Source organism: Paraburkholderia sp. SSBN10T, from assembly GCF_056619545.1.
In genome coordinates, this window is sequence record NZ_JBWQQI010000015.1 from 1 (window position 1) to 25832 (window position 25832).

The following is a 25832-nucleotide window of genomic DNA, read 5'->3' on the forward strand; positions in this document are numbered from 1 at the left end:
AGCAACCTGCGTTAATTCAAAGTTATCCACGATCGGAAATTTCGACGACCGGCCTGGGCGGCGGCGCCACCCGGTTGACCACCGGCATCCGCGCACCGCGCCACACGACCTGCGAACCGAATGTCGCGCCGAACCACTGCAGCGCGAGCAAGGTATCGCGCAGCGGCACGAGCGGCAGATCGCGCCAGAAGGTCCGCGAAATACGGGAACTGCGCACATGCAACAGAATGCGCGCGACGATACCGGTTACCGTGCTGATCGACAAGATGAGCGCCATCAGCGGATGCGCGCCCTCTCCTGCTCCTGTGGCAAGTCCGCCGCTCAGCCCGGCCGCGAGAAGCGCCCCGGCCAGCAGCCACGGCGAGGTGAAGGTGACGAACAGAAACGCGAATCCCGGTGGGTTCACCGAGCGGATCGTCCGTAGCCAGCGCATCTCACGCAGCCACAGGGTCGTGAAAGTCGGCTCGATCACATCGGTGGCGACCATCACCGACGACAGCACCGTGGTCAGGCCGAGCGAGCGTGCGTGTTCGGCCAGCCAGTAGTCGTCGGCGAGGCAGTCCTTGAGCGCCTCGAAGCCGCCGATGTCCTCGAGCGTCGTGCGCCGCAACGCCAGCGTCGCGCCGAAGCCGAAACGGCGCGAGCCGCCCGCATGCGCGACCCGCACCGAAGGCGCAAACCACTCGTTGATGAACATCGCCCCCACCCGCGGCCAGAAGCCGCCGACGCTCTGCGCTCGGTACAGGCAGGTGACGACGCCGGTGTCGGGGTCGGCGAGCGGCGCGGTGACCGTGTCCAGATAGTCCGGCTCGACGGCAATATCGCTATCGGCCAGCACGATGATGTCGTGACGCGCCCGCTGCGCCATGTTGATCAGATTGCTGACCTTGAGGTTGCTGCCGTGCACGCGCGAATCGATCACCAGTTCGATATCGCAGTGCGGATAGGCCGCCTGCAGGCGACGCACCACGGCAATCGCCGGATCGACCGGAGACGACACGCCGAACAGCAACTGAAAGCACGGGTGCGCCTGCTCGCAGAACGTCACCAGATTCTCGTACAGGCGCGGCTCGGTCCCGCACAGCGGCTTGAGCACGCTGACCGAGGTCCAGCCGCCGCGACGGACACTGATGCGCTTGCTGAAAAAAGGCATCGCCACCGCGGCGACACCGGCATACGCCGTGGCGGCACAGCACAACACAACCAGCAGCCACTCAAAACCCGATAGTGAATACACCGTCATTGGCCACGACCCCCGGTGACCCGCCATCCGGCAATAGCACTACCACTCAACAAGAAGAGATGCATGAATACGCTCGCTCTCACTATCGGAACTCCTTCTGCTTGCGTCTGAACAATCGGCGCTGCAATGCGCATGATGGTTAACGCACGACGTGCGAAGGCGGTTCACGTAATTTGCCGTAATACTGACACGGGCATATGACAGGCAATCGAAAGCAAATAGACAGCGACAGGTCCGCTGAATCCAAAGGCTCAATCCGGATGCACTTCTGTCAACCCCGTGGAAGGCCGCAGCCACAGGGCTGACAGGACTCACGGGGCGAAGACGCCGGCACGATTAACAGCGTTTAACTGCCTCTAACTGTATCGCGCTTTTGAATGGCAATCGCACGCACATTCATATGTCGCCAAAATTGTAGCAGCGCCGGCAAAGTATTGCTCACGGCAATCCTTACACGCAAGCGTCACGCCCTATCCACAGGCAACACTCTGCTCGAAATGGGGACTTGGTCACCGCGTCAGCGGGAATCCTGGCGCTTTGGCACAATCCGCTTTTGCCTTTGCTGTCGACGGCCTTACGGACGTGCGAGCACCTCGCTCGGCGCGGGCCGCGCGGCGCAGGGCCACGGACGAACTTGCCATGATCCCTTTCTCGGTTCTCGACCTCTCCCCCATCACGGCCGGCGCGGACGCGGCGCAGGCCCTCCGCAATACGCTGGACCTCGCCCAGCATGTGGAACGATGGGGCTACCGACGCTTCTGGCTCGCCGAGCATCACAACATGACCGGCATCGCCAGCGCCGCAACTTCCGTGGTGATCGGCTACGTCGCCGGTGGCACCCGAACGATCCGGGTCGGCTCGGGCGGCGTGATGCTGCCCAATCACGCGCCGCTCGTGATCGCGGAACAGTTCGGCACGCTCGCCTCGCTCTATCCGGAACGCATCGATCTGGGTCTGGGGCGCGCGCCCGGCACCGATCAAACGACCGCGCGCGCATTGCGCCGCGACCTGCAAGGCAGCGCCGATTCGTTCCCGGACGATGTGGTCGAGCTGCAGCGCTACTTCGCCGACCCAGCGCCCGGACAGCGGGTGCGCGCCGTGCCCGGCGCGGGGCTGCATGTGCCGCTATGGCTGCTCGGCTCGTCGCTGTTCAGCGCGCAACTGGCAGCGGCGCTCGGCCTGCCGTTCGCCTTCGCGTCGCACTTCGCGCCGGACCATATGCTGACGGCGCTGCGGCTCTATCGCGCGCAGTTCCGGCCCTCGGCTGTGCTCGACAAGCCGTATGCGATGGTTGGTGTGAATCTGTTTGCTGCCGATACCAACGAGGCCGCGCAGCGGCTGTTCACCTCGCTGCAGCAGCAGTTCGTCAATTTGCGGCGCGGCACGCCGGGGCAACTGCAGCCACCGGTCGAGCGGGTCGAGGCGGCCGAAATGGAATTGAACAGCATCGCGCAGTCGCTAGCCTGTTCGGTGATCGGCGATCCTGAGACCGTGCGGGCCGGGCTGCTGTCGGTGATCGAGCAGACCGGCGCCGACGAGTTGATGCTGACCGCGCTGATCTACGATCACGCCGCGCGGCTGCGGTCGTTTGAGATTGCAGCGCAGGTGCGGGAAGCGATTGTTAGTGGGCGATAGGGCCGTTGGATAATGGAGCAATAACGTCCGGGTTGGTCCCAATTGGTGCGACGCAATGCGCAGCGTTGCCCATACCTGATCGGAATGCTAGCCTTTAGCAGCGCTCGATATTACCTTTGGCTGACAAATCCGAATCACGCTGAGCGCATCTCACTCCATAGGAGCGCTCAATGCTGCGGACATATCAAGGAGGTTGTCATTGCCAATCAGTGAGGTTCGAAGCTCAGATTGATTTCAGCCAGGGCACAGTGAGATGCAACTGCACCTTCTGTAGCAAGGTGCGGCTCTGGCTCGTCAACGTTCGCCCAGAGGCGTTCCGTCTTCTTTCCGATGAAAATGCACTGATGGTATACCGGGGCAAAAACCCGGTTGCACATCACCCGTTCTGCAAGCAGTGCGGCGTCCACGTATTTGATCGCGTTGATATGCCAAACGCAACTGGATTCCCATACATTAATATCAACATCATGTGCGTCGATGACCTTGACGTTGACGAAGCGTTGAGCGCACCGATTGTCTACGTGAATGGCCTGCAAAACGATTGGGGCAATCCGCCATCGGAAACCCGGCATCTTTGATTCTGTCGATTGGAAATCATCTAGTGGGCCTCCCCACCGTCGCATTGTCGAGCGGCCGAGGCTGGCCGGCTGGTGCCCGACGCATGTTCGGGAAGCACGGGTTATCGTCGAGAGTTGCTCCCTTCTTTGGGCAGCGACTGACGCCGAACAATCATCAGGATACAAACACCCATCGATGCCAAAATGTTGACCGTTGGATAAAACGCAACGGCCACACTCCACGTCTTAAGTGCGAGCACTGCCAGAGCATATTTAAGGACACACAATAAAAAATAAGTGAGATTTTCACTCCATGGATCCTGAATAGTCTTGCGGACTGTCGGACCGAGGCCAGCAAGTTCGATTAATGTCACAAGGCAGACCGATATCGTAGGGTCCTTTGTCAGTACCCAAATCGGTATCGCTGATAACGCGATACTCAGAAAAAACCAATCAGACTTTGCTCTGCTTCTTTCACCTCTGAAAATGCTGGCCGCGAGCGTAAGAAAACATGTAACGGCAATCGCCGCTGTGCACCATGCTGAAGGACCTGCCCCGGCCACAAATTGACCGGCGGCAGCGATAGCCGTCACGACGGACCAAATCAACCAGCTAAACAGGTGTGGGCGGATGGCCCGTCTATAAATTGCATATCCATACGGAATGGCCGCTAAAAGAGACACCGCAGAACCGATGATTCCAGCTAGAAACTGCACGTTGTGTCCTCGAAATTTAGAGCCGTTGACGAGACGAACAGACGGATTGTCGACCAATCATGGGGATACGTCGAACGGCCGAAACTGGCCGCTCCCTGCCCGACGCAGTCGACTCCGTTCGCCCCACTTCGGCCAGTCGGCATTCTCGATAAGAGACGTTCGTGGAGCTGTTTCTTAGGCGCCCTCGCCCCTGACTACGGAGTTCCGTGTTGTCACAGTTTGCCGATACGCTCCTGAAGGAGTTAAGGTCAGGAGACGGTTACTCAACTCCCTCCGATCATCCAACGAGTCGGCGCCTCGGTGGCACCGAACGTGAGAACCCGGTTCGCGCCGGAGCGCCACCATCCGCTCCCGGCCAAGAGTAACCGCTGGCACAGTCGCCGCAGCTACCACGTCCCCTCCGTAGTCAATCATCGACATCCAGGTCAGTTGTCGCGATTACGCTGCATGCTTTACGATATGCCAACCGCATTGGCCATCTACCTGAACGACTTTGCCGATTGCAGGACGGTCTGATGCGAATCGGCGGGCCGACTCCATCCGTGCTGCGCCGACGGTACGCGGATGAACTGAAGTCCGCTTCGGCGTTTCAGCAGCCAGTCGTGTCGTCTTGAGCCGTGGCAACACTGCTACTGTTCCGATGGATTGGCACTGGCCGGCCGAGCGAATCATTTTCAACCAGAGGATTTACCTAAATGAATGGCTTCATTATCGGCACGGGGCGTTGCGGCACCACAATGCTGGCGTCAATCCTCAACAGTCACTCGCAGATCTGCGTCCCCCCCGAGACCCAACTCCTGTTCCAGTACGCTGGCAATGGCTATGGCTTTTATGAAATCTTCGAAGTCGGTGCAAATTTCGAAGCTACTGCGGATCAATTTATCGGGGTTGTCCAGAAACGCTGCCCGCATGATCTTCAAGATTTTTTCGATTACCGCAGTTACTTCAGGAGTCAGAAGTACCCGGCCACCAGGTTAAAGGATTTTATGGGTGGCTTCTACTCAGCAATCGCAAAAGCGAAAAACAAGTCGATATGCATCGAACAGACACCGTGGTACGGGCAGCGTATCGACATACTGGATGACCTGTTTCCTGATTCCAAATACCTACACATGGTGCGAGACGGGCGCGACGTCGCGATTTCGTATACCAGAACGTCCTGGTGGCACAAAAATATCGAACACAACATGATGCGCTGGGCGGCGGAAGTCAACCGCATTCAATCCTTGGGCACCCGGCTTCTGGCGCCTGAACAGATCTTGACAGTTCGTTACGAAGATTTCGTTGAACAACCGAAAGATAAGCTGGAGGAAATATGCCGGTTCCTTGGAGTCGAGTATCAGGAATCAATGTTGGATCCCAAAAGCAACGTTGATTATAGTGAATTTGGGAAATCACCCAGTGGCCATATCTCGTCGGTCGCCATGAATCAATGGGCATCAGCGAAGCCAAGTTCTGTATTCACGGATAGCGTCGGTGCATGGAGAAATTTTCAAGACTACGATTTTTCCGCGACGCCTGAGCACGTCAAGGAATGTCTTAATCGCTTTGGCTACGCGGCCTGACAAACGCACGCGTGCCAGACGCTCTCACACTCGGCCGCCATGGGGACCGTAGTACAGAAGCAATTCGATGAAGCACACTCCCGAAAGCGTCATTCCGCCACGCAACATCAAACCCGCCCCGATCCACGTCAGCCAACGCGACAGGGCTGATCTGCTGCGCCAGGACCCCGTCACCGTCTGGCTCTCGGGGCTGTCCGCATCCGGGAATCGAAGGTCCGCGACTGGCCGCGCGCATGCCTCATACTTCCCCTCTAAAAGCTTGACGGACTGACTCAGGGCGTGAAGCGGTCAGTCGATAAAGCGTAAAGCGGTCATTCGTCGATTGCATTGTCTCCGCCGCACCGAAAGACTCCGAGCATAGATCTCAGCGGCGTTGGACCGGCACGCTGAAGTTAGCGGCTGGGATGTTCTGGTTTGTTGACGCGACCGAGATAGCGACTGTTGGATCGTCCACGGACGCGACGTCAACTACATGATTTAGACAAAGTGCGGCCCAATGCCTGTATGGACCAGGGTAGTCGGCACAGGCCCACGACGCTCTCTTGAGATACTCCAGGTAGGCAGACGACGTATATTCAACGAAGAGACGACCGATGCGGGTGGAAGTCTCTGGCTCCGGCAACGCGAAGCTTTCATTCAGCATGGAATATCCAACGTAGCTGCGCCACGTTATGTCGAAAATGCTGCAACCCGCGAGATGCTCGATGGTTCTCGCCTGGGCGAGTATCTCCTTCACGGGCTCAAGCGGTTCAGCGTCGAGGATCGCTGTCGTTACCGGGCCGCCGTCCGTCGCCTCAAGCACTCGCATTGCCAGTTGATTCTCGGCCGGCTCAAACAACCTGTCGAGATAGAGGTACTTGCAGTCCACAAAACGTCGGTCAAGTGCGACATAGGTAGTTTTCCAAATAGCATTTATCGAGTGATTCTCGTCGACTTTCGGCGGCACGTCGAAAGTCCGCTCCTGGCCGAATCCAGCCGGATGATGACCAGCTCAATTCGCCCCGTTTCTGCCCGTCAGATAACGCCTGCGAATGTCACAATCGCGCTCCGAAGCGGCCGTTTAGCAATCATGCGTTCGGCTTGTGCCCCGCGCTAGCAACTCAGTCCAAAGACGCTGCGCGACCGGACCGTGCGCGGCATCTCTAAGCCGCGCGGCGTAGTGCTTGAGCGTCGCTCCTTGCAGGTGCCGCCCCTCAAGTGACACCAGTCGGTTTTCCTCGAGGTCGCCAGCAACAAGGTGATAAGGCATGTGCCCCCAGGCTAGTCCCTGCACGATCAACTCGCGCTTCATCAACTGGTCAGGCACGGTGCAGGTTGGCGCGCCCTCGATCAGATAGTAGTTAGCGTCAGAGGGGTGCTTGCTCGTGTCGCGGATGATGCACTGAACATAGGGCCTCAGGTCTGCAGGCACCAGTGATTCGACAGGCAACTGCCTGAGAAACCGTGGCGCGGCGACCGGCACCAGTTTCACTTCGAAGAGTTCAACCGACTCGATTGCCGGGGAGGGTTTGTCGAGGTGATGGAAGATCAGATCGCACTCACCGTTCTGCAACCGTTCCCAAGGCCCGCTGATCGCCTCGAACAGAAGCGTAAGGCGCGTGCCGCTACTGGTCTCGAAGAACCGTTTGAGCGTGCCGAGCGTCTCGGGCAATGGACACAGGTCACCCACGACTACGCGTAACTCAGCCTCCTGTCCAGCAGCAAGCTGAGCCGCTTCGCGCCGGAGATTGTCGTACTGACGAAGAAACTGCGCCACCCGCTCGTGATACGCCGTGCCTTCAGCAGTAAGCGTGACACGGTAGCCGGCCCGGTCCAGCAGGATCATTCCCACTTGAGCTTCAAGCGCCCTCACCGCCGCATGGACCGTTGGATGCGTGCGGTTTAACCGCGTGGCGGCCGCGGCGAAGCTGCCTTCGGCGACCAGTGCGTCAAAGCACTGCAACTGTAAAAGCGTGGGTTCGTTCATTGTAGAAATACCATTCAGTCTTTGTCGAAAGATAGTAATTTTCTTCGACGAATAGCGATCCTACCATTCAGTCTCAAACTGAGGAGATCGACATGAAGGCAATCGTGAGAGACAAGTTCGGCGGTCCTGAGGTGCTTCACATCGTCGAGAGACCGCTCCCCGTCGTAAAACCCGGCTGTGTCCTGATTCGTGTCCGGGCGTTTGGTCTGAACCGCGCCGAGCTTTACATGCGGCGGGGATTATGGGGAGAGGTGGCGGAAGTGAGCGGCATCGAATGTGTTGGCTCTGTCGTGGAGGATGCAACCGGGATTCTGGCCGAGGGCCGGACGGTCGTCGCGCTGATGGGCGGTATGGGGCGAACGATCGACGGCAGCTATGCAGAATATGTCGTCGTACCCGCCACCAATGTCCTCGCCCTTGAAACCACCCTCGACTGGGCGGAACTCGCCGCCCTTCCGGAAGCTTACGCGGTTGCGTGGACGTGTCTTTACAGGAATCTGGAAGTCACGGCGGGGCAGCGGCTGGTCGTGCGCGGAGGTACTTCGAGCCTCGGGCTGGCGGCGATCGATATCGGCTCCCAACTAGGCGCCGAGATCATTGCAACCACGCGTCGACCCGATCGCGAAAACATGCTCCGCTCGCAGGGAGCCGCACATGTGGTGATGAGTTCAGCAGAGTTAAGTACCGCGCCCGGATGGCCCGGCGGCAAGGTTGACGCGGTGCTCGACCTCATCGGAAACAGTACCGTTCTCGACTCGATGTGCGCCACACGTCGTGGCGGCCGCGTGTGCGTGGCCGGATTTCTGGGCGGGCTCACACCACTAGCTGAGTTCGATCCGCTCGCCCATATGTCAAGCGGCGTTCAGCTAAGCTTTTTTGGTAGCTTCATGTTTGGGACTCCGGAGTTTCCACTATCGGACGTGCCGCTGCAGAAAATCGCAGACCGGGCCGCAAGCGGTTGTTATCGAGGTCGACCCGCAAGGGTATTCCGCCTTGCCGGGGTACCGATCGCTCATGAATTGATGGAGCGCAATGAAGCCCCAGGGAAGTTGGTCGTGCTCATTTAGGGTGACTGGACGAAACTGCGCTCTTCGATGAAGAGCCACATACGGACGTGGCCGCCAGCATCACAAGTGCTCGCCACGCCCGGGGTGACTAACTTCCGAAGCCGACCCTGAGCCGCCCTTCGGACTCGGGCCGCCTCATGGTCATCGACGCGGTCCACGGTCAACAGATGACGACGGTCGATACTCGTGAAGTTAGCCGTTCACTATCTGACTGACGCGAGTCGTCGTCTGCTGAGTTAAGTACCTCAGGCACAGCGGGTCAAGCACTCCACCAGGTGTGGATACACGAGCCCCTGCGAACACTACTCGACCTTAATCAGGATCAACACCGACGAGCTTGTCTTGCCGGTGAGTGGGTTCCTGGCGGGCAGCGTCTTTATGTACAGGCTATTGCCCTCAATTCGAAACTGACGCACTTGAGTCGTGCCCGTCCATGACTGGTTCCACGAAGCATCAATATGGTGACTAACCTTGTCGCCCTCAATGCTATAGGTCCCTGCATATGCGACCAACCCATTGTAGAGCTCGACGCGCTCGGCGTCGGTTGGTACGAAACTGTTAGGCGCCTTTCGCCCCTCCTTGATCAGGATGACAGACATCCGGCAATCGGGACCATAGCTGATATAACCGCTTGGATGCGCGCCGAACAACTCGGTCTTCTCGCCGGTAGCCAGGTCTTCGGTCGTGTTTGACTGGAGCGCCCATGTCCCTAGTTGCGGGCCGGTGCAGTTCTGCCGCTCTTGTCCGATCGCTTGCATGCTTGCGACACAAAGCATGCAGCACACTATGACAGCAGAGTCTTTCATCTGGCCTCCCTCTGAAGAAGTTGGTCTCTCACAATCGGCACACTGTGCGGCTGGAAACTTAGTCGTGCTCTTTAGCGCCGTCCAGTTGGGTCTCACCGTATCGGCCTAGAGTCCCTTGGCCCTGTGGGCACTACTCTCAACACTTACTGGAGCCATTCATCGCGCACGTACCGTCGTTATAGCTTGTGATGTTCAGTTCCGGGGGGAACATGAATTGGGAGCGCGGTTTGGGGGGCGCCAATCTCGTAATTGTCCGAATTACGCTGGTCGGCGGTGGTTATGAGTGAATACCTAGACTGGCAAAAATAACGATGTGACAGCTAGGAGTGACTCCGGCCCTTACGGGACCACCAGGTCTCGCAATCGGGCCTCGCTGGAGCAGAAGCGGCGCACACCGAAGTGACCAGCGCCACAACGGGCTTACGCTCACGACCTGACATGACAGGCCGCAATACAGGGTCCGGATGGCATATTCGCCATCCAGTCCTTTCACGAACTTGCTCGATAACCGGGATCAGTTCGTACGCGCTTTCAGTTTCGTCACCAGGACGTCACCGAATTCCGGTGCCGACATCGGCTGCTGACCCGTAATCAGTTCGCGATCGACGACCACGTTGCTGTGCCAGTTCGCCACCGTATCGACATGCGCGCCCGCTTCTGCGAGTGCATTCACAGGATAGAACTGAACATTGCCGCCGAGTCCGTTCGGGCCTTCGAGTTGTTGCTCTTCACCCGTGGAGAACACGGTCATGCGATAGCCGGCATATGGCCAGCCTGCAGCGAGCGAATTCGCCTTGCCATCATTGGCGATCATCGATGCGACGAAGGCGTCCGGGTCCTTCAGCGTGGACAGCAGCACGATGGGCCCGTGGCAGATGATTCCAGTCGGACGGCCGCTGTCATGGAAGCTGACCAGGATCTTGCCGAGATTGCGGTCCTTCAGCAGATCCACCATCGGGGCGTGGCCACCCGGAATGAAGAGCCCGACATAGCCGCCTGTTCCCTCGGCGACCACCGAAGCGAGCGTCCTGGGATGCTTCAACTGCGCGATGCCTTGCGCGTACTTCAGTGCGTCAGCGCGCGCGGCATCATCGCCGCCAAAAAACATCTTGTTGTTCGAATTGGCGTCCATGACGGGCATGTCGCCTTTCGGGTTCGCGATGACCGGCTCGTAGCCTGCCTCGACAAGCTTGCGATACGGCACGACGAACTCGTTCAGGTAGTAGCCGGTCTCGTAGTGCTTGCCATCGCGCAGGTCGAGCTCATGCGCGCTCGACATCACAACGAGGACCTTGCCGCGTGACTGTGCCGACGCGCCCACCGGCAATGCAAAGGCAGAGGCCATCGCGAGCGCAGCGGTGCCGAATTTAAGGAGGTTCATGATTCATCTCTTTCGCATTATGGGTTGATGGGCTTACTGGGCGGTCGTGGCGTTCGACGTGTAGCGCGGCGCGGCCTTGGCATTCGCGAACCGGGGAGCCAGCGCGCGACGGTCGGCTTCCCACTTCGTCCAGTCGTCGCCATCGTGCAGCGTCGGGATGGTCACGAGTTCGCCCTGATCGAGGCCTGCGAGCGCGGCATCCACCAGATCGTCGGCTGTCATCGTGCTCGCGGCTTCCTTTTGCTTCGCATAGCCGGCGACGTCCCAGAACTCGGTTGCCGTCGCTGCCGGCAGCACGGTCTGCACACGCACGCCCTTGCCTGCGAGGTCGCGTTGAAGCGCATGGCCGAAGCTCAGCACGTACGATTTCGAGGCGCTGTACACACCGTTCAGCAGTTCGACTGCAATGCCGACCACCGAACTGATGTTGATGATCGTGCCCGAGCCCCTGGCGACGAACGCAGGCGCAACCGCGTAGGTGAGACGCGTCAGTGCCGTGATGTTCAGGTTGATCATCGATTCCATGGAGTCGACGTGACCGTCGAGAACCGATGCAACCGAGCCGACGCCCGCGTTGTTCACCAGCATCGTGATGCGCGGGTCTTCGCGAAGCAGGGTCTCGATTTTCGCGAGCGCAGCCTTGTCGTTGAGATCGGCGGCAATCGTTTCGATCGAGCGGCCCGTCTCTTTCGTGAGGCGCTCGGCGAGAGCGTTCAGTCGGGTCCGGTTGCGTGCCACCAGAATGAGGTCGAAGCCGCGCCTGGCGAGACGGTCAGCGTAGATGGCGCCAATGCCAGCCGACGCGCCGGTGATCAGCGCGAAACCGTTCGTAGAGGAAGTCATTTTGAGTCCTTTGAGTGGGGGGTTGAACCAACCGGGCGTCGGTTCATGGAGCGAATTCTGAGCTCGGCCGCCCACGACCTCAATGTCATATATGCAATGATTTATGCCATGCCTTCACCTACGCTGCTGTCCGTTCTGTGCTACCTTCAACGAATCAAGCCATGACTTGCGAGGCGTCAATGCATACCGTCGGACTCGTCGTCTATCCCAACTTCCAGTCGCTCGCGCTGGCAGTGGCGAGCGTCTTCGAATACGCCAATCTGCTGCGCGGCGAAGCAGCTTACGAATTCAGCATCGTGTCCGAGCACGGTGGACCTATCGCTTCGTCCCAGGGGTTTTCGGTTCATAGCGAACCACTTGCCAAAGAGGGCTACGACACCCTCATCGTGGCGGGCGACAACGAATGCCGCCTTCCTTCGGCTGCGCTGGTGGATTACCTTCGGGAAGCGCCGCGCCATTCACGGCGAATTGCGTCGATCTGTACGGGTGCATTTGTTCTGGCTGCTGCAGGTCTGCTGGAAGGAAAGCGCGCAACGACACACTGGTTCCACGCGCGTGACTTCCAGAAGCAGTATCCGAACGTACAGCTCGAAGAAGACCGCATCTTCGTCGTGGATGGACAGCTCTGGACGTCGGCCGGCATGAGCGCCGGCGTGGATCTCGCGCTTGCGATCGTCGAAAACGACTTCGGGCTGGACACCTCGCGCATGGTTGCGCGCAAGCTCGTGCTTTATCAGCGTCGCGGTGGCGGTCAGTCGCAGTTTTCGGCGCTGCTGGAGATGGGCGCGCGCTCGGACCGCGTTCAAATGGCGCTCACCTTCGCGAGCGAAAACCTGGCGAGCGATTTGTCGGTCGAGCGGCTGGCCGAAGCGGCACGGCTCAGTCCGCGTCAGTTCAGCCGCGTGTTTCGTGAGGAAACGGGTCAATCGCCCGCGAAGGCAGTCGAGCGGCTTCGCGTTGAAGCCGCTCGTCTGATGATGGAGACGACTCGCCACCCGATCGAGATCGTCGCGAGAGAGACAGGCTTTGGTGACCGGGAACGGATGCGTCAAGCGTTCCTGCGTGCATTCGGTCAGCCACCGCAAACCATACAGCGGGCGTCGGGTGTCACGCCCCTTGCGCTTTAAGCGTAGTTCGCCTTACTGCTCGCCCGGCGTCCACTCCGGGCTATAGCCGCCCAGCGCCGGGTGATACATCTCATCCCCGGAATGCTGGGTGAATTCGACGTTGAGCCGGTCTTCACGCAGGCCGAGAATTTCGATGCAGTGCGCGCACAGCGCTTTGGCCACGTCCATACGCAGTTCGGGCGTCCTGCCCTTTCTGATGTCCAGCATCATGACCGCGACCGGGGTGGGCTCTTCACCGGCTTCGGGAATCCGCCAGACACCGCCATCTCCCAGCTCTCGAATCGCGACGCTGATACGCCTGATGTCGACCGACATCATCCGCGCGTAGGTCTCGCTCATCTTCAGCGCCAGGCGCCGCTTGTCTTCCACTGAATAGTGGGCGTTTACGTCCAGTTGCAGGTAGGGCATGGTCGTCACACTCCTTGAAAGCCCCATTTTTTCACTGGACGTGGAGCCTCTCCAATGTCGGATGCGCAAGGTTTCCGGACACGCGAGTGATCGCGTTTGCTCGCTGAGGATCACTTTGTGGACGCGACGGGACCGTTTGCGCGGGCGCTTTCGTATGCGGCCAGGCATTCATCCGACGCGACGTGATCGGTGGTCGAATGGCAGTTGACGGCGCGAAGCGGTCTCACGAATGTCCAAACGATGGTCACAATGGGTGACGCTTCCTGGCCGAAGGCGGCCCGACTACGAACCGCGGTCAACCTCGAACGACCTTCATCGTCTCCACCAGTGAACCATCGCGAAACGCGGATCGCATCCCGCCCAAGGACGATTCTTCAACGAACTCACTGCCGGAAGCGCCTGAAAAAGCGACGAATGTCGACCGCGAGGAGTTCAGGTTCCTCCATTGCCGCGAAATGGCCACCGCGCGGCATGTCGGTCCATTGCGCGACATTGAACACTCGTTCCAGCCATTCGCGTGGCGGATGGTTAATCTCTTTCGGAAAGTGTGCAAAGCTCACCGGCGGCAATACCCGTTGTCCGGGGGTGAAACGCAGGGGTTGCAACCGATTTTCCCAGTACATCTGAATTGCGGTACCAATGCTCTGGGTGTACCAGTAGAGCGACAGGTTGGTAAGCAACTCATCTTTCGAAAATCGCCTCTCGATAACCCCGTCGCAATCGCTCCACGCGCGAAACTTCTCGCCGATCCACGCAGCCAGCCCGGCCGGCGAGTCGTTAAGCGACGCGGCCAACGTTTGCGGCCTCGTGGCGTGCATGTGCGCATAGCCACCCTCGAGCGCCGCCCACTCGCCTTTCTCTCGAAGGTAGTTTTGTTCTGCGATGTTAAGCGGCGAATCAGTGGCGCCAATTGCCGGTTCGTACGAGCTCGGCAGAAAGTTTAGATGAATTCCATCGACTACCTGGGCGTGCCGCGAGGCAAGCACGACCGACACCCCCGCGCCCAGGTCACCACCCTGAGCGCCAAATCGCTGGTACCCAAGACCTCGCATCAGCGATGCCCACAGATCGGCTACCTGAAACGCCGAAGTACCAGCGGCAGCAGGCGCCGGCGAAAACGCAAAGCCCGGCAGTGACGGAATAACGACGTCGAAGGCATCGTTCGGGTCCGCACCGAATGCAGCCGGGTCGCGCAAACGATCCGCCAGCTCATGAAATTCGAAGAACGATCCGGGCCACCCATGCGTGAGGACCACCGGATAGGGTCGGGGTCCAACACCACGCTGATGAACGAAGTGCACACGCTGACCGTTCACGTTGGCCATGAATTGAGGCTGCTGGTTCAGACCGCGTTCCGCGGCCCTCCAATCAAAACTGTCGGCCCAGTACTTCACCAGTTCGCGCAGCCATGTGGTGTCTGTGCCCTGTTGCCACGGCCCGGACGGCGTCGAGGATGCCCACCGGCTGTCGCGCAAACGCCGGCGCAAGTCGTCGATCTCAACATCGAACACGCAAATTTGAAATGGCTCGATATGCATGGCACCTCCTCTGGAAGGATACAGTCGATTCTCCACGATCTAAGTGACCGTGTCGAACGACCACGGTTGGCTGGGCTTTGTATGACGGCGAAGTTCCGTAGGCGACCCATTCGAGCCCCTCGGTTTGCTTCAAAGCGGCCGCTCAGCCGCCGAAAACTCCTGCCTCGTCTAGCATCTCGATTAGCCCTTCCGGATAGATAGTCTCGCTGGTGGTGGACAATTCCTCCCGGCTCCACCATAGGTGATCCGCCATCACTTCCATCTCTTCCGCAGTCCAGCCGTCACGTGAAATGGATTCCGTGTCCGTGTTAACGACGAAATACTGTTCGACCGCGAGTACACGCTCGCCATCTGGCAACTGCAAGGGCACTTCGCGCCGTCCGACCGGCATGGATACCTGCGCCTCTCGAATGCCTGTTTCTTCACGGAGCTCTCGTATTGCAGCGTCTGCGAATGTCTCGCCATGCTCGACACCACCGCCCGGCGTTGCCCAGTAGACCTTGCCCGCTAGCACACCAGTTTTGTGCACGAACCGGAACAGCAGCACTCGCCGCTTTGGAGTGGTGATCAGCAGCCTGGCCGAAGGACGTTCGCGCATCGGATTCAATTGGAAGTAGATGTCAATGGAAGTAGAGTATGCATCGGGAAGTGACCCACAACGGACCTTTGGCCGTCTCCTGAAGAGACATTTAAGGAGGTGTATTCGGCACGCGGAACTGGGGTGAAGAAGTCACAGCAGCAGCGGGATGCTGCTTATCGCGTACGACGTGAAAGGCATCAGTGAGGTTGAGTGTGGAGAGATCTTGCGGACCGGATGCCGTACTACCTTGGGTAAGCGCTTTGCGATTTTCGACCCTGTGCCTAAGATACTGACACGTGAACACGATGCCCAACTCGTTTCGCGGGTAGAAGTTCGCCTCCGGGCATGCCATGACATTGGGATCATCACTACCCCGAAAGCTTGTGTCCAAAGCTGCCATCGCGGGAACGCTGCTGCACAATACGCAGGCGACGCACAACAACACAATTCCTGTCGGTAAAAGAGTGCTTCCGGACCTATCTATCATGGGACAGTGGCGATTTGTGACGATGAGGGAGATTAGGTGACTATATCGTCGAACTCAAAACGCAAACGTGCTAAAGATTTGCTACAGACGCTCAAATCGGCGACCGACGTTACTTTGTTTCGGCCGCAGGGGGCTGCGACGCGACACGTGCGGTGCATTGCTCCGCGAAGCTCTTGATGCGGCTCTCCTGTCGCGCTGCTTTTCGGCACCAATATAACGCTGCCGCCTTGTCCGTAGGCAAGCCCATCATTCCCATCTCGTAAGCGTTGCCTAGTCTGAGTTGCGCAGCGACATCGCCTTGTTCAGCTTTTTCGCGTGTTTGCTCTACAGCTTTTCGATACCAATACGTCGCCTGTGCAGAATCCTGCGATACCCCGATGCCGAACTGATAGTCGATTCCAAGTCGATTTTCCGCAAGTGCATCCCCCAACTCTGCCCCCCTACGATGCCATGCCGCTGCCTGAACAGTATCTTTGGGGACGCGAAACAGGCCGTTTCTATAAAGTTCTCCGACCGATTCCGCACAGCTTCCACTTCCTTGATCAGCTGCCTTTTTCATCAGCGTCAACCCTAAAGAAAGATCGCGGAGTTGGACGCCGAGCCCCTCCAGATACCTAAAACCCAACGCGCATTCACCCTCGGCTAAGCCTTGATCCGCAGATCTCTGGAACCAGGCCGTGGCTTGTATCGGGTCCTTGGGAACTCCCGATCCGGAATCATAGAGCTTGCCCATACCGACTTCTGCTGCCGGGTCACCTTGTTCAGCAAGCGGTCGCCAGATCGCGGCAGCGGTCGAATAGTCCATTCGCATAAACGCTGCTGTCGCTTCTTCAAGTTTTTTGTCTGCGGCGGCCGTCGTGGTTGGCGTTACTTCCTTTGCAGTAGCGGCAGGCGGTGTCGGCGAGCTTTCACATGACGTCAGGAACCCCGCTGCAAATAGTGTGGCGAAGCAGAACAAACCGCGGCGCATCATGTAATGGGCTCCCCTATTTTCGTGCCGGCATCATATGACTAGATTGTTGACGATTTCAGAGAACGTGTCGATCGTCTGCTTCTGGCCGGGCTTCGCCTCGCGCCCGACTCCGCTGTCTTGGCCAACGACAGAGCTTATCTGCCGCCGCGGTGCAGCCGCTTTTCGCGCTCCCGCATCAGATGCGGCATCACTTCCTCGATGTACTGTCTGGCGTCGCCACGCGTGGACACGCGACTGAAGCGCTGATGCGCTACATCCTTGCCGACCAGCTCCATATGCGCCTTGCGCAGCACGTGCAGCAGACCCAACAGCGTACTGGGATCGGGTACTGGTTCGTGGTCATGCGCTTGCCGGGTTATCGTCGGGGTCATGTTCCTATCCTCGCTGGGCAGTCCTGGCGGCAGCTCTGGGTGATCAGTGACAGCACGTCATTGGCGTTCCTGTCGCGATCTGTCAACGGCTGAAGACCAAACAGACGTTCGAGAGTGGCGGGTATCGAGCTATGATCGTATAGCGTGTTATCGACAACCCCCTGCGCGACCCAGGGCGACACGACGATCGCCGGCACGCGCACGCCGTAGACATCGAACCCGAATCCGTTCGCGTTCAGCGTCGCGGCTGCGCCGTCGTTGGGCGGCGGCGCCCTGTCTGGCATGACCGAATCGTAGAAACCGCCGTGCTCATCGTAGAGGATCACGAAAAGGCTCCTGTCCCACAGCGTCGAATTGCGGATCGCGTTGTAGACGCGAGCGACCAGTTGGTCTCCGGCGGTGAGACCGTCCATCGGATGCTGCGAACTGCCGTTCTCGTAGGTGTTGTTCACGACGTCGCCGTAGCTCGGTTCGATGAACGTGTAGCGGGCCGTGTAGTTGGCCGCAAGGTCCGCTTCGAAGTGCGACAGGTCGTTGACGTCGCAAAAGCTGATGTTCTTGATCGATGCCACGTGCGGTATGCGACCAAGCGGATCGCCCAGATGGTCTTGATACAGACGGTAGTTGTCTTTGCCGAGCGCGTCGAAAATCGAGCCCTTCGGATAGACGAAGCCATCCAGTCCTTCCCACTCCGCCATCTCGCTTGACGTGGGCGAGTGATCGAGCCCGCCCGACGATGCGCCATGCAGGAAATAGCGGTTCGGCCAGGTCGGACCGGGCAGCGATGAATGCCAGCCGTCGCACAGCACGAACTGCGTCGCGAGCTGGTACAACGCGGGGCACTGCGTCTGGATGTCGACGCCTCGCATGATGTCGTCCACGGCGCCGCTCTGCGGCGGCGCACCTTCCGTGCGGGTAGTCGCGTAATTCGCGACGAAGCCGGAGTTGTCGATCGGTGGGTAGGGCTGGCCTCGCTGGAACCGTGCATTCGCGCCGCACAGCTGTTCGATCACATCGGTGAATTCATGCCCCGGGTCGGTGGGCAGCTGGCCGGGCGCGCCGTTGCCGAACGCGTAGACGGCGCCGTTATAGGCGTTGGTGTTCGCCGCAGTGGCGGCGGCGATGCCGGGTATCCCCGACAGCGCGAACAGGTGGTCGAAGGACCGGTTTTCCAGCATCAGCACGAATACGTGCTGGATGATCTGCTCCAAACCGCCTGCGGCCGCTGCGTTTGTGTTCATGAAGGGTGCTCCTGTCTCTCGCTGGACCGCCGAGCTGTTCTTCTACTTCGTGATTGTCGCCCTGAAGTTTGGTGCACACCTGCGGCAACCAGGACGCGCTGGCCGCAACCATTATCTCAGTCAAGGGCCGTGCGCCGCGTTCTTGAACATCTTAAAGTGAAGGCGTGAAAAAGCGCTAATCGCACCAACTCAGTGCGGCTGGGAATATTGACTCATCGCTTCGCGCTCGGAGAATGTTCGTGCTGAGGCAGGCGCCTCAATTGTCAACAATCGAGGCCACGTTGTCCACCGGCCGCTCATGGCCGAACCGAGCCCAACGACGACCAATCCCAGAGCGCAATCCTGGCACATGGCGCCACAATGCAGCGCTCTCCGGAGGGCGCCCGAGTCACTGCGGCAGCGGCGGAGTGCCAAGAACGCCGTACAAAGACCTCTGACAGGTGCGGGGGGCACACACTGTCACTCGAGGTTAATCGGCTGCCCATGCGGGGTATGGCGTGCAGCGATGTCCCACGCATTGCGACGCTGCCGGAGTATGTCGTCCGTCACCAGTCCCTTTATGGTGCTGATGCGCTCCAGTGCGGTCAGCCAGTGACTGTAGTAACTGTCGCCACGGTCCGGGTCGCCGGCGGCCTGCGCATCGCAGATTGCCTGATTCAGACATTCTGCCCATTCCGCCCAGGTGAACATGCCGCGTTCGTGCAAGGCCAGCGTCATCGCGAACGCCTGGGCTTCCCACGGCGCACTGAAAAGGGGGCCCGCGTCGTCGCACGGCAATGCCGGCAAGGTGGTGCGCACTTCAGGCATGTTCGGGTGGGCGGAAGTCATGTCAGGCAGGCCCGGCGCTCAGGTAGTCTAGATACGGTTCCCAGCAGTCGATGCAGATCGATGCCGCTGATGTATCCGTCCCCCAGAGTTCGGCGGCATCGAAGCGCACCGTATAGAGCCACTGCGGTTGTTCGCCGAGCCCGATCGCGTTGGCATCGGGAAAAACGTGCGCGCCGTGCACGGCGACAATGCGCCCTCGTTTGCCGCGACAATAGCGCGGCAAACGGGTATGCGTGGATGGATTCAGCTGGCGGGTCTGCACCCTGTCGCCCATCTTAAAGCGTGCGTCGGCGGCCGCGGCGCGATCGACAGGGCCACCCCGGAGCAGCGCAGCGGCCACCTGATCGGCCATCAACACTCGCTGGACCGGTGCCGGCGCACTCGTCGACTTGCCAGTCACGATTTCCTCCGCTGTCGCTAGCCCCTCACTCAGCAGCAGCTTTTTCAGTCCTTCGAACCAGATCTCGTAGTAGCTGCTGGAGAGGTATTGTGAAGGCGGCAAGCTCTCTCGCGCGGCACGAGACATGTCGATGTTCCACTTGCCGACTGCACCCATCGCCAGCGTGATCGCCAGCACCCGGCGCTCCCAGTCGGCGTGAAAGAGCGAGACGTCGGCCTCCGGCCGTATCGGACCGAATGCCTGCATGCCACCGAGGTCTTGCGCGCCGTTCATGTGGGCTCCAGTTTCGACTCAGGTGGCTTCGGCAAACCTGTCCCGATCATCGAGTTACGTGTCACCAGTTCAGCCAGCGCCTCTTCGGAGAAGTCACTGGTTCCGGGAGGCTGCATGGGCAACACCAGATACCGGACCTCCGCGGTGGAGTCCCACACGCGAAGCTCCACTTCGGGGGGCAATTCGAAGCCGAACTCCTTCAAGACACCACGCGGATCGATGACCGCGCGCGAGCGGTACGGCGCCGACTTGTACCAGACCGGCGGAAGCCCAAGCACCGGCCAGGGATAGCACGAACACAGCGTGCAGACCACCATGTTGTGCACCGCGGGCGTGTTCTCCAGCACAATCATGTGCTCGCCCTGCCTGCCGGTGTAGCCGAGCGAAGCAATCGCGGCGGTAGCGTCGTCGAGCAGCCATTGCCTGTACGCCGGGTCGCGCCACGCCTTCGCAACCACGCGCGCGCCATTGTGCGGTCCAACCTTGTGCTCGTACGTCTCAATCAGGATATCGAGGGCATGGGGATCGACGTACCCCTTCTCTACCAGCAGAGATTCCAGCGCACGGACACGCAACTCCATCTCCGACAACGCAGTACCGTTGTGGTCGTGGGCGTCGGTATGAGAATGCTCGTGCAGATTGCCCTGAGAATCGCTCATTGAAGTTCACCCGGAAGATTGCCCGACAGAACGAGTATGGTTGGTGCCGGACTCAAATGCAATCCGGCCGGTAGATCGTCCGCGCATGGCCGCACCCTGACCAATCAATCCATCGCGCGATCCTTCGCCAGCGACGGGATATGCGGAGGGCATATCCCGACCCCAACCGGCCGTTGCACTTCGAGCCCATCAACATCTTTGATGCGACGGTAAGCGGACGCCGGCGCCCCGGCGTGATGTCTCACCTAACGTCACACACTCTGGCCAGCCCACAAGGGCGCACGCATCCTACCCGTTCAGCGTTCTGCCTCCGTCGACCACAATCTCTGCACCCACGGTCCACGCGGATTCGTCCGACGCGAGGTAGACGACGGCGCGTGCAATCTCGTTCGTCCGTCCGAACCGTCCAACCGGAATCGAGTTGACGATCTGCTGATTGACCTCAGCGCGATACGCATCAGGAATGCCCAGCTTGTCGTAGAGCGGCGTGTCGACCGGGCCCGGGCTCACCGCATTGACGCGGACGCCGCGCGGTAGCAGTTCGGTCGATAGCGTCTTCGAGAGGCTAAGCAACGCTGCCTTGGTGGCCGCATACACGGTCGATCGTGCGGCCCCAACGTGCGCATTGATGGATGCGTTCAACACCACCGACGCCGGGTTCGCGAACACCGGCAACAACGCCTGCATCAGAAAGTAAGGACCCTTGACGTTGACGTCGAACGAACGGCCGAAATTCGCTTCGGTCCAGTTCTCGATCGGCTGCCATACCGAGATGCCCGCGTTGAGAAATAGCACGTCGAGCTGACCGTATCGGTCCTTGACCGACTGCGCTAGCGCGGCTTGCGCGTCGACGCTGGCGGAATCGACACGCAGCACTGGCGTGTCGGCACCGAGTACGGTTCGGGCGTGTTCGATGGAATCGGAATTGATTCCGGTAACGATGACGCGCGCGCCTTCGGCGAGAAACTGTTTTGCGGTTTCCAGTCCGATGCCGCTGGTGCCACCGGTTATTAACGCGCGTTTGCCTTGCAGCCGAGACATAAGTGAGCTCCTTGAGATGAAGGACAGTCCATCGCGGCGTGCCGCCGCTGTTGACCGAGGCCTCAGCATGAATCCATTCGCCAGTCGCGATAAGTCAGAGAATTTGTATATGATTCATGCATTCAATGTATGAGTGAGGTCGGCTTTGGACCGCTTTCTCTTGATGTCCTGCTTTGCGCGCGCGGCCGAGACGGGCAGCTTTTCGGCGGTGGCACGTGAACTGGGCCTTAGTCAGCCCAACATCAGCCGTTACGTCGCAGCACTCGAACAGCATCTGGAGACGCGGCTGATGCACCGCTCGACGCGCAAGCTCACCCTCACGCCGGAAGGTGAGCGCTATTACGCCGAGGTAAGGCAGATTCTCGATGCGGTCAACCAGGCGGAGTCGAATGCCCGCGGCGATGAGCAGCCCGGCGGGCTGCTGCGTGTGGCCTGTCCGACCACCTTGGGCAGGCGCTACCTGATGCCCTGCATGCGGGCGTTTATGGATCGATACCCACGGCTCGAACTCGAATTGCAAATGAGCGATCGGTACATCGATCTCGTCGACGAGGCGGTCGAACTTGCGATCCGCATTGGGCACCTGTCCGATAGCGCGCTACGTGCGAGGCGCATCGGTGTGTTTCGGCGCGTGTGCGTTGCGAGCGTCGACTATCTCGAGCGACGCGGCGTGCCGAAAACGCCCGGAGATCTGGCTAGCCACGAATGCATCGTCTACACCCTGCTTTCGTCGAGAACGACGTGGAATTTTCGCGGTGCCGAGGTGGCTGTCGCGGGCCGCTTTCGTGTCGATTCGCCGGATGCGGTTTGCGAGGCAGTGAGCAGCGGCATGGGCATCGGATACGGTCCGCTATGGCTTTTCGAAGATGCCTTGCGCAGCGGGCAGTTGAAGGCGCTGCTGTCCGGCTACGCTTCACCGCCGGCTCCGGTGCAGATCGTCTATGGCGCGAGCCGGCTGTTGTCGCGGCGTGCGACCGCGTTTATGGAGTTTGTGGCGCAACGGTTCCTGGAGATTCCGTCGATGCACGAGGAAGGATGGGCGGACATCGTCACGACCGCCGGGGTCTGACGCTGGCCTGGCGCGGAGTGGGTCGTGGGCGCCCCTGAATCACCGCGTGCGATGTCCGCTTGCCTCGATAAAGCGGTCAGCGCCTAGTAGCGCGCGAGGGGCGGGTGATGGCCGGTCACTGCCTGACGGCGATCAGCAGCACGCGACCCTGATCAGGCGGGCAACTATCCCTGATAGCGGTCATTCCACAGTGCTCAACTGTAGACGGCGACAGCCAATTCGCTTGCTTCGGACACCTTACGCCAGGCGCTGGAGCGCGGTGCTCAAGTGCTGGAAGAGTTCATGCAGCCGCACGTGCTGCCGGAGAAGTCGGCTACTTGGGCGGCGGTAGCGAAGGATCGAGCTTCGACGATTCCCTGACGAGCTGATCCGTCATCGCGGCCGCGACCGGATTCGAGCCTGTACCTGGCTTGGAGCTACGTTGGTCCATGGCGGCGCGAACGGCCGACATGTCCGGCGGAGGCAGCGATGGATCAAGCTTCGCCGATTCCCTGACCAGTTCGTCCGTTTCCGGTGTCGAGCCTCGGGTCGGTGTCGCGCGACGGTCCAGACCGTCTCGTCCACGCAGGGCGCGATGCGCCGGAACCACCTTCGACGTACCCGAGTCCTGCACGTTCACCGATGCGACTGCCGTTGACGGCGCCTGCCTCGGTTGTGCCTCCGGTTTCAGTTGCCCGGTGATTTGTGCGGCGGCCGGACTGGATGCGGGCGCGGCCGTCATGGGCGCAGGTGCTACGGCCAGAGCAGAAGCCGGAGCGGGAACCACCGGCTCCGGCGCGATCGCAGTGCTTTTCGTGATTGCGCCGGACAGCTTCGATTGGTCGATGCCGCCTTCCGTCACGTGATCGCCGATGTGCGAATCGACGACGGGACGGCGTGCGGACTCATCCACGGCGGCCATGACTTCTGCCATTGAGCGGCGGTCCGCCTGAAGGAGCATCAAGTACGTGGTCCCTGCTGCTCCGAGCAGGAGCCCTCCAATAATCATCAAGATCTTTCGGGTATTCATCATATTTACTGACGGCTCCTGCAAACGACGTGAGCTAGCCATGATAAACGACTGATCACGGCTTTTATCAGACGAATGACCGCAATGGCGGACCTGACGAGCAGGAATGGGCGAGCGATATCCGGAGAGTTGCCGTGTCGGCCGTCCGTGCCGTAGACGCGAGCATTCGCGCAGGCCGGCTGTTCTGATTGGTCTAACGACTGCGAACGCTATCCGACGCGGAAGATCTACGCGAGCGACCGGTGTTCGAGCAGTAAGCGATGGTCAAATGTCTTCAAAGACGCACGGGCGTACGGCCGCAACTGGCCGGTCCGTGCTCATCGGCGATAGGTGGTACTCGACCCATACGCGCCTGTCACATGTGCCCATTAGTGGAAATTCGACCTCGATATCAAGCAGAGAAATCGTGCGGCTCGGAGGTCGATAGCCACCAGTCGGCCCCCACGAACCATGCAGATTGGTCCGCGGGCGTTTTACGTCTTAGCGACTTAACTGCAGCAGTCGTATTTGATTCGAACGCGCTGATCAGGGATTCCCCGGTCGCATCATCGCGAGCGCCGATGCACTCGATGAACATCGCCGGGGAGATGAACTTTGCCGCGTATGAGTTGGGGGCGACACGTGTCACAAGCAGCATGCCGCCGAGACCGCGGTTTGGCGTCAATGGGAAAATCAGACGGCCGCCATCATTGAGCGCTTCGAGCCAGCTATTCAATGGGTGCGTCGCACCCGCGCTCACGTAAATCAAATCCGATCGCGGCAGCACTGCGTTAGTTCCGCTTTCTTCGAGCACCCGGACGTGTTCCAGGTGAGCAAGGTTCGACGTCGCATGCACACTGAGACCCGGGTCAATCTCATACGCCGCCACACGCCCTGCTTCACCGGTGAGGTACGCGAGAAGTGCTGTGTAATAGCCGGTTCCCGAACCGATGTGTGTGATGATTTCGCCCCGCGAGATGGCTGCGGCGTCCAGACAACGCGCATGGAGGCTCGGCTCACCGTTGTTAATGCCTCGATCGGTCTTGAGCCCGATTAGAATGTCCTGATAGAGAACGGCAGGGTCGGACGTGTCGGTCGAGACGTATCCTGTCGGCGTGTATACGTTCCATGGACCGGGACCCAGATACTTTTCCCTTTCGACCATCGCAAATGCCTGCTGGATTCTCGGGTCTCTGCACGCTCCCATGGCCGTTATGTATCGCGCATAAAAGGCGCGAAGCACTTCTACGTTCGTCATCGACCGTTTCTCCGTAAAGGAACGGAACTAGCTTAGCAGGTAAAGTCGAGCGAAGTTATCGGTTGTCAACGATCTAGCCCGCGATGTCGAACGGCCGAAAGTGGCCGGTTACGGTCTTATCTGAGCGTACATTCTGAACCGAGTTGCGATGCGACAAATGCTTCATCCTGATCATTCCGCAAGTCAGTGACTTCGATTTTCATGATCTTGTAGTGCAGCGCTAATGGGCCAATTTTTCGTACAGTGACCAGACATAGCCGCCGGGTCCAGGTTCCGGCCACAGTCCTACGCGGATAAAGCCAAGCGACTCGTAGTAGGCGCATAGCTTCGCGTTGTGAACGGGGCAGTCGAGCCGGACATAATGCCGGTTCAAGCCGCTCACCCTGTTAGCGCACCAGTCAAGCATGAAGCCGCCGAGTCCTCGTCCGTTATAGCCTCTCCGCACACTAAGCCCGTGCACATAACAGGCGATCGGTCCCTGAGGCCCCCAGCGCTGTTCATCGTCTAGATCAAGCGAAAACGTTCCAACCGGAGTGCCGTCCAGCTCAACGACATACACTTCTTTTTGAGAGACATTGTTTCGCATCCATTGCTCTGAGACTCCGCCCCCTTCCTTGCCCCATGCGTAGTCGCGATGCGCTACCTTCTTTGCTTGTGCGTCGTTCCGGATCTGTGTAAGTACCGGCACATCATCTGCCGTTGCCCGGCGGATGCTTTTCGAGGTCATCGCTTATTTCTCCGTTGCGCAGTCTTGATGGAAGAAGAGCGAAGATTATCAATTCGCCCTTATGCTGCGCCAACCAATCATCAGA

Annotated in this window: 26 protein-coding genes; 6 read left to right on the forward strand and 20 right to left on the reverse strand. The window is 59.6% G+C overall.

The window, feature by feature from the left end; translation table 11 throughout:
• Positions 1-22 precede the first annotated feature (22 nt).
• On the reverse strand, positions 23-1243 hold the full coding sequence (gene hpnI, locus AC1ECK_RS22085; protein WP_480322713.1) for a bacteriohopanetetrol glucosamine biosynthesis glycosyltransferase HpnI: 1221 nt from the start codon (positions 1241-1243) through the stop codon (positions 23-25).
• A gap of 639 nt (positions 1244-1882) precedes the next feature.
• On the opposite strand from hpnI, the gene AC1ECK_RS22090 reads away from it, so the two are divergent.
• Together AC1ECK_RS22090 and AC1ECK_RS22095 are read left to right on the forward strand one after the other, a co-directional pair.
• Positions 1883-2878, forward strand: a complete 996-nt coding sequence (locus tag AC1ECK_RS22090) for an LLM class flavin-dependent oxidoreductase (RefSeq protein WP_480322715.1) — start codon at positions 1883-1885, stop codon at positions 2876-2878.
• Positions 2879-3048: 170 nt separating this feature from the next.
• The gene (locus AC1ECK_RS22095; RefSeq protein ID WP_480322717.1) at positions 3049-3456 is read left to right on the forward strand and encodes a GFA family protein; all 408 of its coding nucleotides are present in this window, start codon (positions 3049-3051) and stop codon (positions 3454-3456) included.
• 101 nt (positions 3457-3557) lie between these two features.
• On the opposite strand, the gene AC1ECK_RS22100 is transcribed toward AC1ECK_RS22095, so the two are convergent.
• Positions 3558-4151 (reverse strand): hypothetical protein, encoded by a 594-nt coding sequence (locus AC1ECK_RS22100; RefSeq protein WP_480322719.1) that lies wholly within the window; start codon positions 4149-4151, stop codon positions 3558-3560.
• Between the two features lie 695 nt (positions 4152-4846).
• Between AC1ECK_RS22100 and AC1ECK_RS22105 the strand changes: the two genes are divergently transcribed.
• Positions 4847-5716: a sulfotransferase family protein gene (locus tag AC1ECK_RS22105; RefSeq protein WP_480322721.1), complete on the forward strand. Its 870-nt coding sequence runs from the start codon at positions 4847-4849 to the stop codon at positions 5714-5716.
• A gap of 364 nt (positions 5717-6080) precedes the next feature.
• Here AC1ECK_RS22105 and AC1ECK_RS22110 read toward each other — a convergent pair whose 3' ends face one another.
• Together AC1ECK_RS22110 and AC1ECK_RS22115 are read right to left on the reverse strand one after the other, a co-directional pair.
• Positions 6081-6662 (reverse strand): hypothetical protein, encoded by a 582-nt coding sequence (locus tag AC1ECK_RS22110; RefSeq protein WP_480322723.1) that lies wholly within the window; start codon positions 6660-6662, stop codon positions 6081-6083.
• A 114-nt stretch (positions 6663-6776) separates the two neighbouring features.
• The gene (locus AC1ECK_RS22115; RefSeq protein ID WP_480322725.1) at positions 6777-7682 is read right to left on the reverse strand and encodes a LysR family transcriptional regulator; all 906 of its coding nucleotides are present in this window, start codon (positions 7680-7682) and stop codon (positions 6777-6779) included.
• A gap of 92 nt (positions 7683-7774) precedes the next feature.
• Here AC1ECK_RS22115 and AC1ECK_RS22120 point away from each other — a divergent pair, with 92 nt between their 5' ends.
• Positions 7775-8749 (forward strand): zinc-binding dehydrogenase, encoded by a 975-nt coding sequence (locus AC1ECK_RS22120; RefSeq protein ID WP_480322727.1) that lies wholly within the window; start codon positions 7775-7777, stop codon positions 8747-8749.
• A gap of 302 nt (positions 8750-9051) precedes the next feature.
• On the opposite strand, the gene AC1ECK_RS22125 is transcribed toward AC1ECK_RS22120, so the two are convergent.
• The 3 genes from AC1ECK_RS22125 to AC1ECK_RS22135 form a co-directional block, all read right to left on the reverse strand.
• Complete coding sequence (locus AC1ECK_RS22125; RefSeq protein ID WP_480322729.1) at positions 9052-9555, reverse strand: lipocalin-like domain-containing protein; 504 nt, start codon at positions 9553-9555, stop codon at positions 9052-9054.
• 514 nt (positions 9556-10069) lie between these two features.
• On the reverse strand, positions 10070-10936 hold the full coding sequence (locus AC1ECK_RS22130; protein ID WP_480322731.1) for a type 1 glutamine amidotransferase domain-containing protein: 867 nt from the start codon (positions 10934-10936) through the stop codon (positions 10070-10072).
• A 33-nt stretch (positions 10937-10969) separates the two neighbouring features.
• The gene (locus AC1ECK_RS22135; protein ID WP_480322733.1) at positions 10970-11779 is read right to left on the reverse strand and encodes an SDR family NAD(P)-dependent oxidoreductase; all 810 of its coding nucleotides are present in this window, start codon (positions 11777-11779) and stop codon (positions 10970-10972) included.
• 179 nt (positions 11780-11958) lie between these two features.
• On the opposite strand from AC1ECK_RS22135, the gene AC1ECK_RS22140 reads away from it, so the two are divergent.
• The gene (locus AC1ECK_RS22140; RefSeq protein ID WP_480322735.1) at positions 11959-12906 is read left to right on the forward strand and encodes a GlxA family transcriptional regulator; all 948 of its coding nucleotides are present in this window, start codon (positions 11959-11961) and stop codon (positions 12904-12906) included.
• Between the two features lie 12 nt (positions 12907-12918).
• Here the strand turns inward: AC1ECK_RS22140 and AC1ECK_RS22145 are convergent, their stop codons facing one another.
• From AC1ECK_RS22145 to AC1ECK_RS22190, 10 genes are all read right to left on the reverse strand, one after another.
• Positions 12919-13314, reverse strand: coding sequence for a tautomerase family protein (locus AC1ECK_RS22145; protein ID WP_480322737.1), 396 nt, complete (start codon positions 13312-13314; stop codon positions 12919-12921).
• Between the two features lie 383 nt (positions 13315-13697).
• Positions 13698-14852, reverse strand: a complete 1155-nt coding sequence (locus AC1ECK_RS22150; RefSeq protein WP_480322739.1) for an epoxide hydrolase family protein — start codon at positions 14850-14852, stop codon at positions 13698-13700.
• Positions 14853-14994: 142 nt separating this feature from the next.
• Entirely contained in the window at positions 14995-15450 is a 456-nt protein-coding gene (locus AC1ECK_RS22155) for an NUDIX hydrolase (RefSeq protein ID WP_480322741.1), read from the reverse strand.
• Positions 15451-16028: 578 nt separating this feature from the next.
• Positions 16029-16892: a tetratricopeptide repeat protein gene (locus AC1ECK_RS22160; protein WP_480322743.1), complete on the reverse strand. Its 864-nt coding sequence runs from the start codon at positions 16890-16892 to the stop codon at positions 16029-16031.
• 134 nt (positions 16893-17026) lie between these two features.
• Positions 17027-17263 carry a hypothetical protein gene (locus AC1ECK_RS22165; RefSeq protein ID WP_480322745.1) on the reverse strand — a complete coding sequence of 79 codons (237 nt, stop codon included), beginning with the start codon at positions 17261-17263 and terminating at the stop codon, positions 17027-17029.
• Complete coding sequence (locus tag AC1ECK_RS22170; protein ID WP_480322747.1) at positions 17260-18504, reverse strand: alkaline phosphatase family protein; 1245 nt, start codon at positions 18502-18504, stop codon at positions 17260-17262. The genes AC1ECK_RS22165 and AC1ECK_RS22170 overlap by 4 nt, the downstream gene beginning before the upstream one ends.
• Positions 18505-18963: 459 nt before the next feature.
• Positions 18964-19332, reverse strand: coding sequence for a nitrile hydratase accessory protein (locus tag AC1ECK_RS22175; protein ID WP_480322749.1), 369 nt, complete (start codon positions 19330-19332; stop codon positions 18964-18966).
• A 1-nt stretch (position 19333) separates the two neighbouring features.
• Entirely contained in the window at positions 19334-20005 is a 672-nt protein-coding gene (gene nthB, locus AC1ECK_RS22180) for a nitrile hydratase subunit beta (protein ID WP_480322751.1), read from the reverse strand.
• Positions 20002-20664, reverse strand: a complete 663-nt coding sequence (gene nthA, locus AC1ECK_RS22185; RefSeq protein ID WP_480322753.1) for a nitrile hydratase subunit alpha — start codon at positions 20662-20664, stop codon at positions 20002-20004. Before nthA ends, nthB begins: the two co-directional genes overlap by 4 nt.
• 288 nt (positions 20665-20952) lie before the next feature.
• Positions 20953-21705, reverse strand: coding sequence for an SDR family oxidoreductase (locus AC1ECK_RS22190; RefSeq protein ID WP_480322755.1), 753 nt, complete (start codon positions 21703-21705; stop codon positions 20953-20955).
• A 163-nt stretch (positions 21706-21868) separates the two neighbouring features.
• Here AC1ECK_RS22190 and AC1ECK_RS22195 point away from each other — a divergent pair, with 163 nt between their 5' ends.
• Positions 21869-22774: a LysR family transcriptional regulator gene (locus tag AC1ECK_RS22195; protein ID WP_480323044.1), complete on the forward strand. Its 906-nt coding sequence runs from the start codon at positions 21869-21871 to the stop codon at positions 22772-22774.
• A gap of 313 nt (positions 22775-23087) precedes the next feature.
• On the opposite strand, the gene AC1ECK_RS22200 is transcribed toward AC1ECK_RS22195, so the two are convergent.
• The 3 genes from AC1ECK_RS22200 to AC1ECK_RS22210 all read right to left on the reverse strand — a co-directional run bounded on the left by AC1ECK_RS22200 (position 23088) and on the right by AC1ECK_RS22210 (position 25747).
• On the reverse strand, positions 23088-23687 hold the full coding sequence (locus AC1ECK_RS22200; protein ID WP_480322757.1) for an extensin: 600 nt from the start codon (positions 23685-23687) through the stop codon (positions 23088-23090).
• A gap of 487 nt (positions 23688-24174) precedes the next feature.
• Positions 24175-25020 (reverse strand): protein-L-isoaspartate O-methyltransferase family protein, encoded by an 846-nt coding sequence (locus AC1ECK_RS22205; RefSeq protein ID WP_480322759.1) that lies wholly within the window; start codon positions 25018-25020, stop codon positions 24175-24177.
• Positions 25021-25240: 220 nt separating this feature from the next.
• Positions 25241-25747, reverse strand: coding sequence for an N-acetyltransferase family protein (locus tag AC1ECK_RS22210; RefSeq protein ID WP_480322761.1), 507 nt, complete (start codon positions 25745-25747; stop codon positions 25241-25243).
• Positions 25748-25832: the final 85 nt, after the last annotated feature.

Excerpts from the sequence above, each read along its gene's own strand:
- nthB (WP_480322751.1), bottom strand. The coding sequence starts at position 20,005 with ATGAACGGCGCGCAAGACCTCGGTGGCATGCAGGCATTCGGTCCGATA.
- AC1ECK_RS22145 (WP_480322737.1), bottom strand. The coding sequence starts at position 13,314 with ATGCCCTACCTGCAACTGGACGTAAACGCCCACTATTCAGTGGAAGAC.
- AC1ECK_RS22130 (WP_480322731.1), bottom strand. The coding sequence starts at position 10,936 with ATGAACCTCCTTAAATTCGGCACCGCTGCGCTCGCGATGGCCTCTGCC.
- nthA (WP_480322753.1), bottom strand. The coding sequence starts at position 20,664 with ATGAGCGATTCTCAGGGCAATCTGCACGAGCATTCTCATACCGACGCC.
- AC1ECK_RS22125 (WP_480322729.1), bottom strand. The coding sequence starts at position 9,555 with ATGAAAGACTCTGCTGTCATAGTGTGCTGCATGCTTTGTGTCGCAAGC.
- AC1ECK_RS22115 (WP_480322725.1), bottom strand. The coding sequence starts at position 7,682 with ATGAACGAACCCACGCTTTTACAGTTGCAGTGCTTTGACGCACTGGTC.
- AC1ECK_RS22150 (WP_480322739.1), bottom strand. The coding sequence starts at position 14,852 with ATGCATATCGAGCCATTTCAAATTTGCGTGTTCGATGTTGAGATCGAC.
- AC1ECK_RS22135 (WP_480322733.1), bottom strand. The coding sequence starts at position 11,779 with ATGACTTCCTCTACGAACGGTTTCGCGCTGATCACCGGCGCGTCGGCT.
- AC1ECK_RS22210 (WP_480322761.1), bottom strand. The coding sequence starts at position 25,747 with ATGACCTCGAAAAGCATCCGCCGGGCAACGGCAGATGATGTGCCGGTA.
- AC1ECK_RS22190 (WP_480322755.1), bottom strand. The coding sequence starts at position 21,705 with ATGTCTCGGCTGCAAGGCAAACGCGCGTTAATAACCGGTGGCACCAGC.
- AC1ECK_RS22195 (WP_480323044.1), top strand. The coding sequence starts at position 21,869 with ATGTCCTGCTTTGCGCGCGCGGCCGAGACGGGCAGCTTTTCGGCGGTG.
- AC1ECK_RS22200 (WP_480322757.1), bottom strand. The coding sequence starts at position 23,687 with ATGGCAGAAGTCATGGCCGCCGTGGATGAGTCCGCACGCCGTCCCGTC.
- AC1ECK_RS22095 (WP_480322717.1), top strand. The coding sequence starts at position 3,049 with ATGCTGCGGACATATCAAGGAGGTTGTCATTGCCAATCAGTGAGGTTC.
- AC1ECK_RS22105 (WP_480322721.1), top strand. The coding sequence starts at position 4,847 with ATGAATGGCTTCATTATCGGCACGGGGCGTTGCGGCACCACAATGCTG.
- AC1ECK_RS22120 (WP_480322727.1), top strand. The coding sequence starts at position 7,775 with ATGAAGGCAATCGTGAGAGACAAGTTCGGCGGTCCTGAGGTGCTTCAC.
- hpnI (WP_480322713.1), bottom strand. The coding sequence starts at position 1,243 with ATGACGGTGTATTCACTATCGGGTTTTGAGTGGCTGCTGGTTGTGTTG.
- AC1ECK_RS22155 (WP_480322741.1), bottom strand. The coding sequence starts at position 15,450 with ATGCGCGAACGTCCTTCGGCCAGGCTGCTGATCACCACTCCAAAGCGG.
- AC1ECK_RS22170 (WP_480322747.1), bottom strand. The coding sequence starts at position 18,504 with ATGAACACAAACGCAGCGGCCGCAGGCGGTTTGGAGCAGATCATCCAG.
- AC1ECK_RS22175 (WP_480322749.1), bottom strand. The coding sequence starts at position 19,332 with ATGACTTCCGCCCACCCGAACATGCCTGAAGTGCGCACCACCTTGCCG.
- AC1ECK_RS22205 (WP_480322759.1), bottom strand. The coding sequence starts at position 25,020 with ATGACGAACGTAGAAGTGCTTCGCGCCTTTTATGCGCGATACATAACG.
- AC1ECK_RS22140 (WP_480322735.1), top strand. The coding sequence starts at position 11,959 with ATGCATACCGTCGGACTCGTCGTCTATCCCAACTTCCAGTCGCTCGCG.
- AC1ECK_RS22165 (WP_480322745.1), bottom strand. The coding sequence starts at position 17,263 with ATGACCCCGACGATAACCCGGCAAGCGCATGACCACGAACCAGTACCC.
- AC1ECK_RS22160 (WP_480322743.1), bottom strand. The coding sequence starts at position 16,892 with ATGATGCGCCGCGGTTTGTTCTGCTTCGCCACACTATTTGCAGCGGGG.
- AC1ECK_RS22090 (WP_480322715.1), top strand. The coding sequence starts at position 1,883 with ATGATCCCTTTCTCGGTTCTCGACCTCTCCCCCATCACGGCCGGCGCG.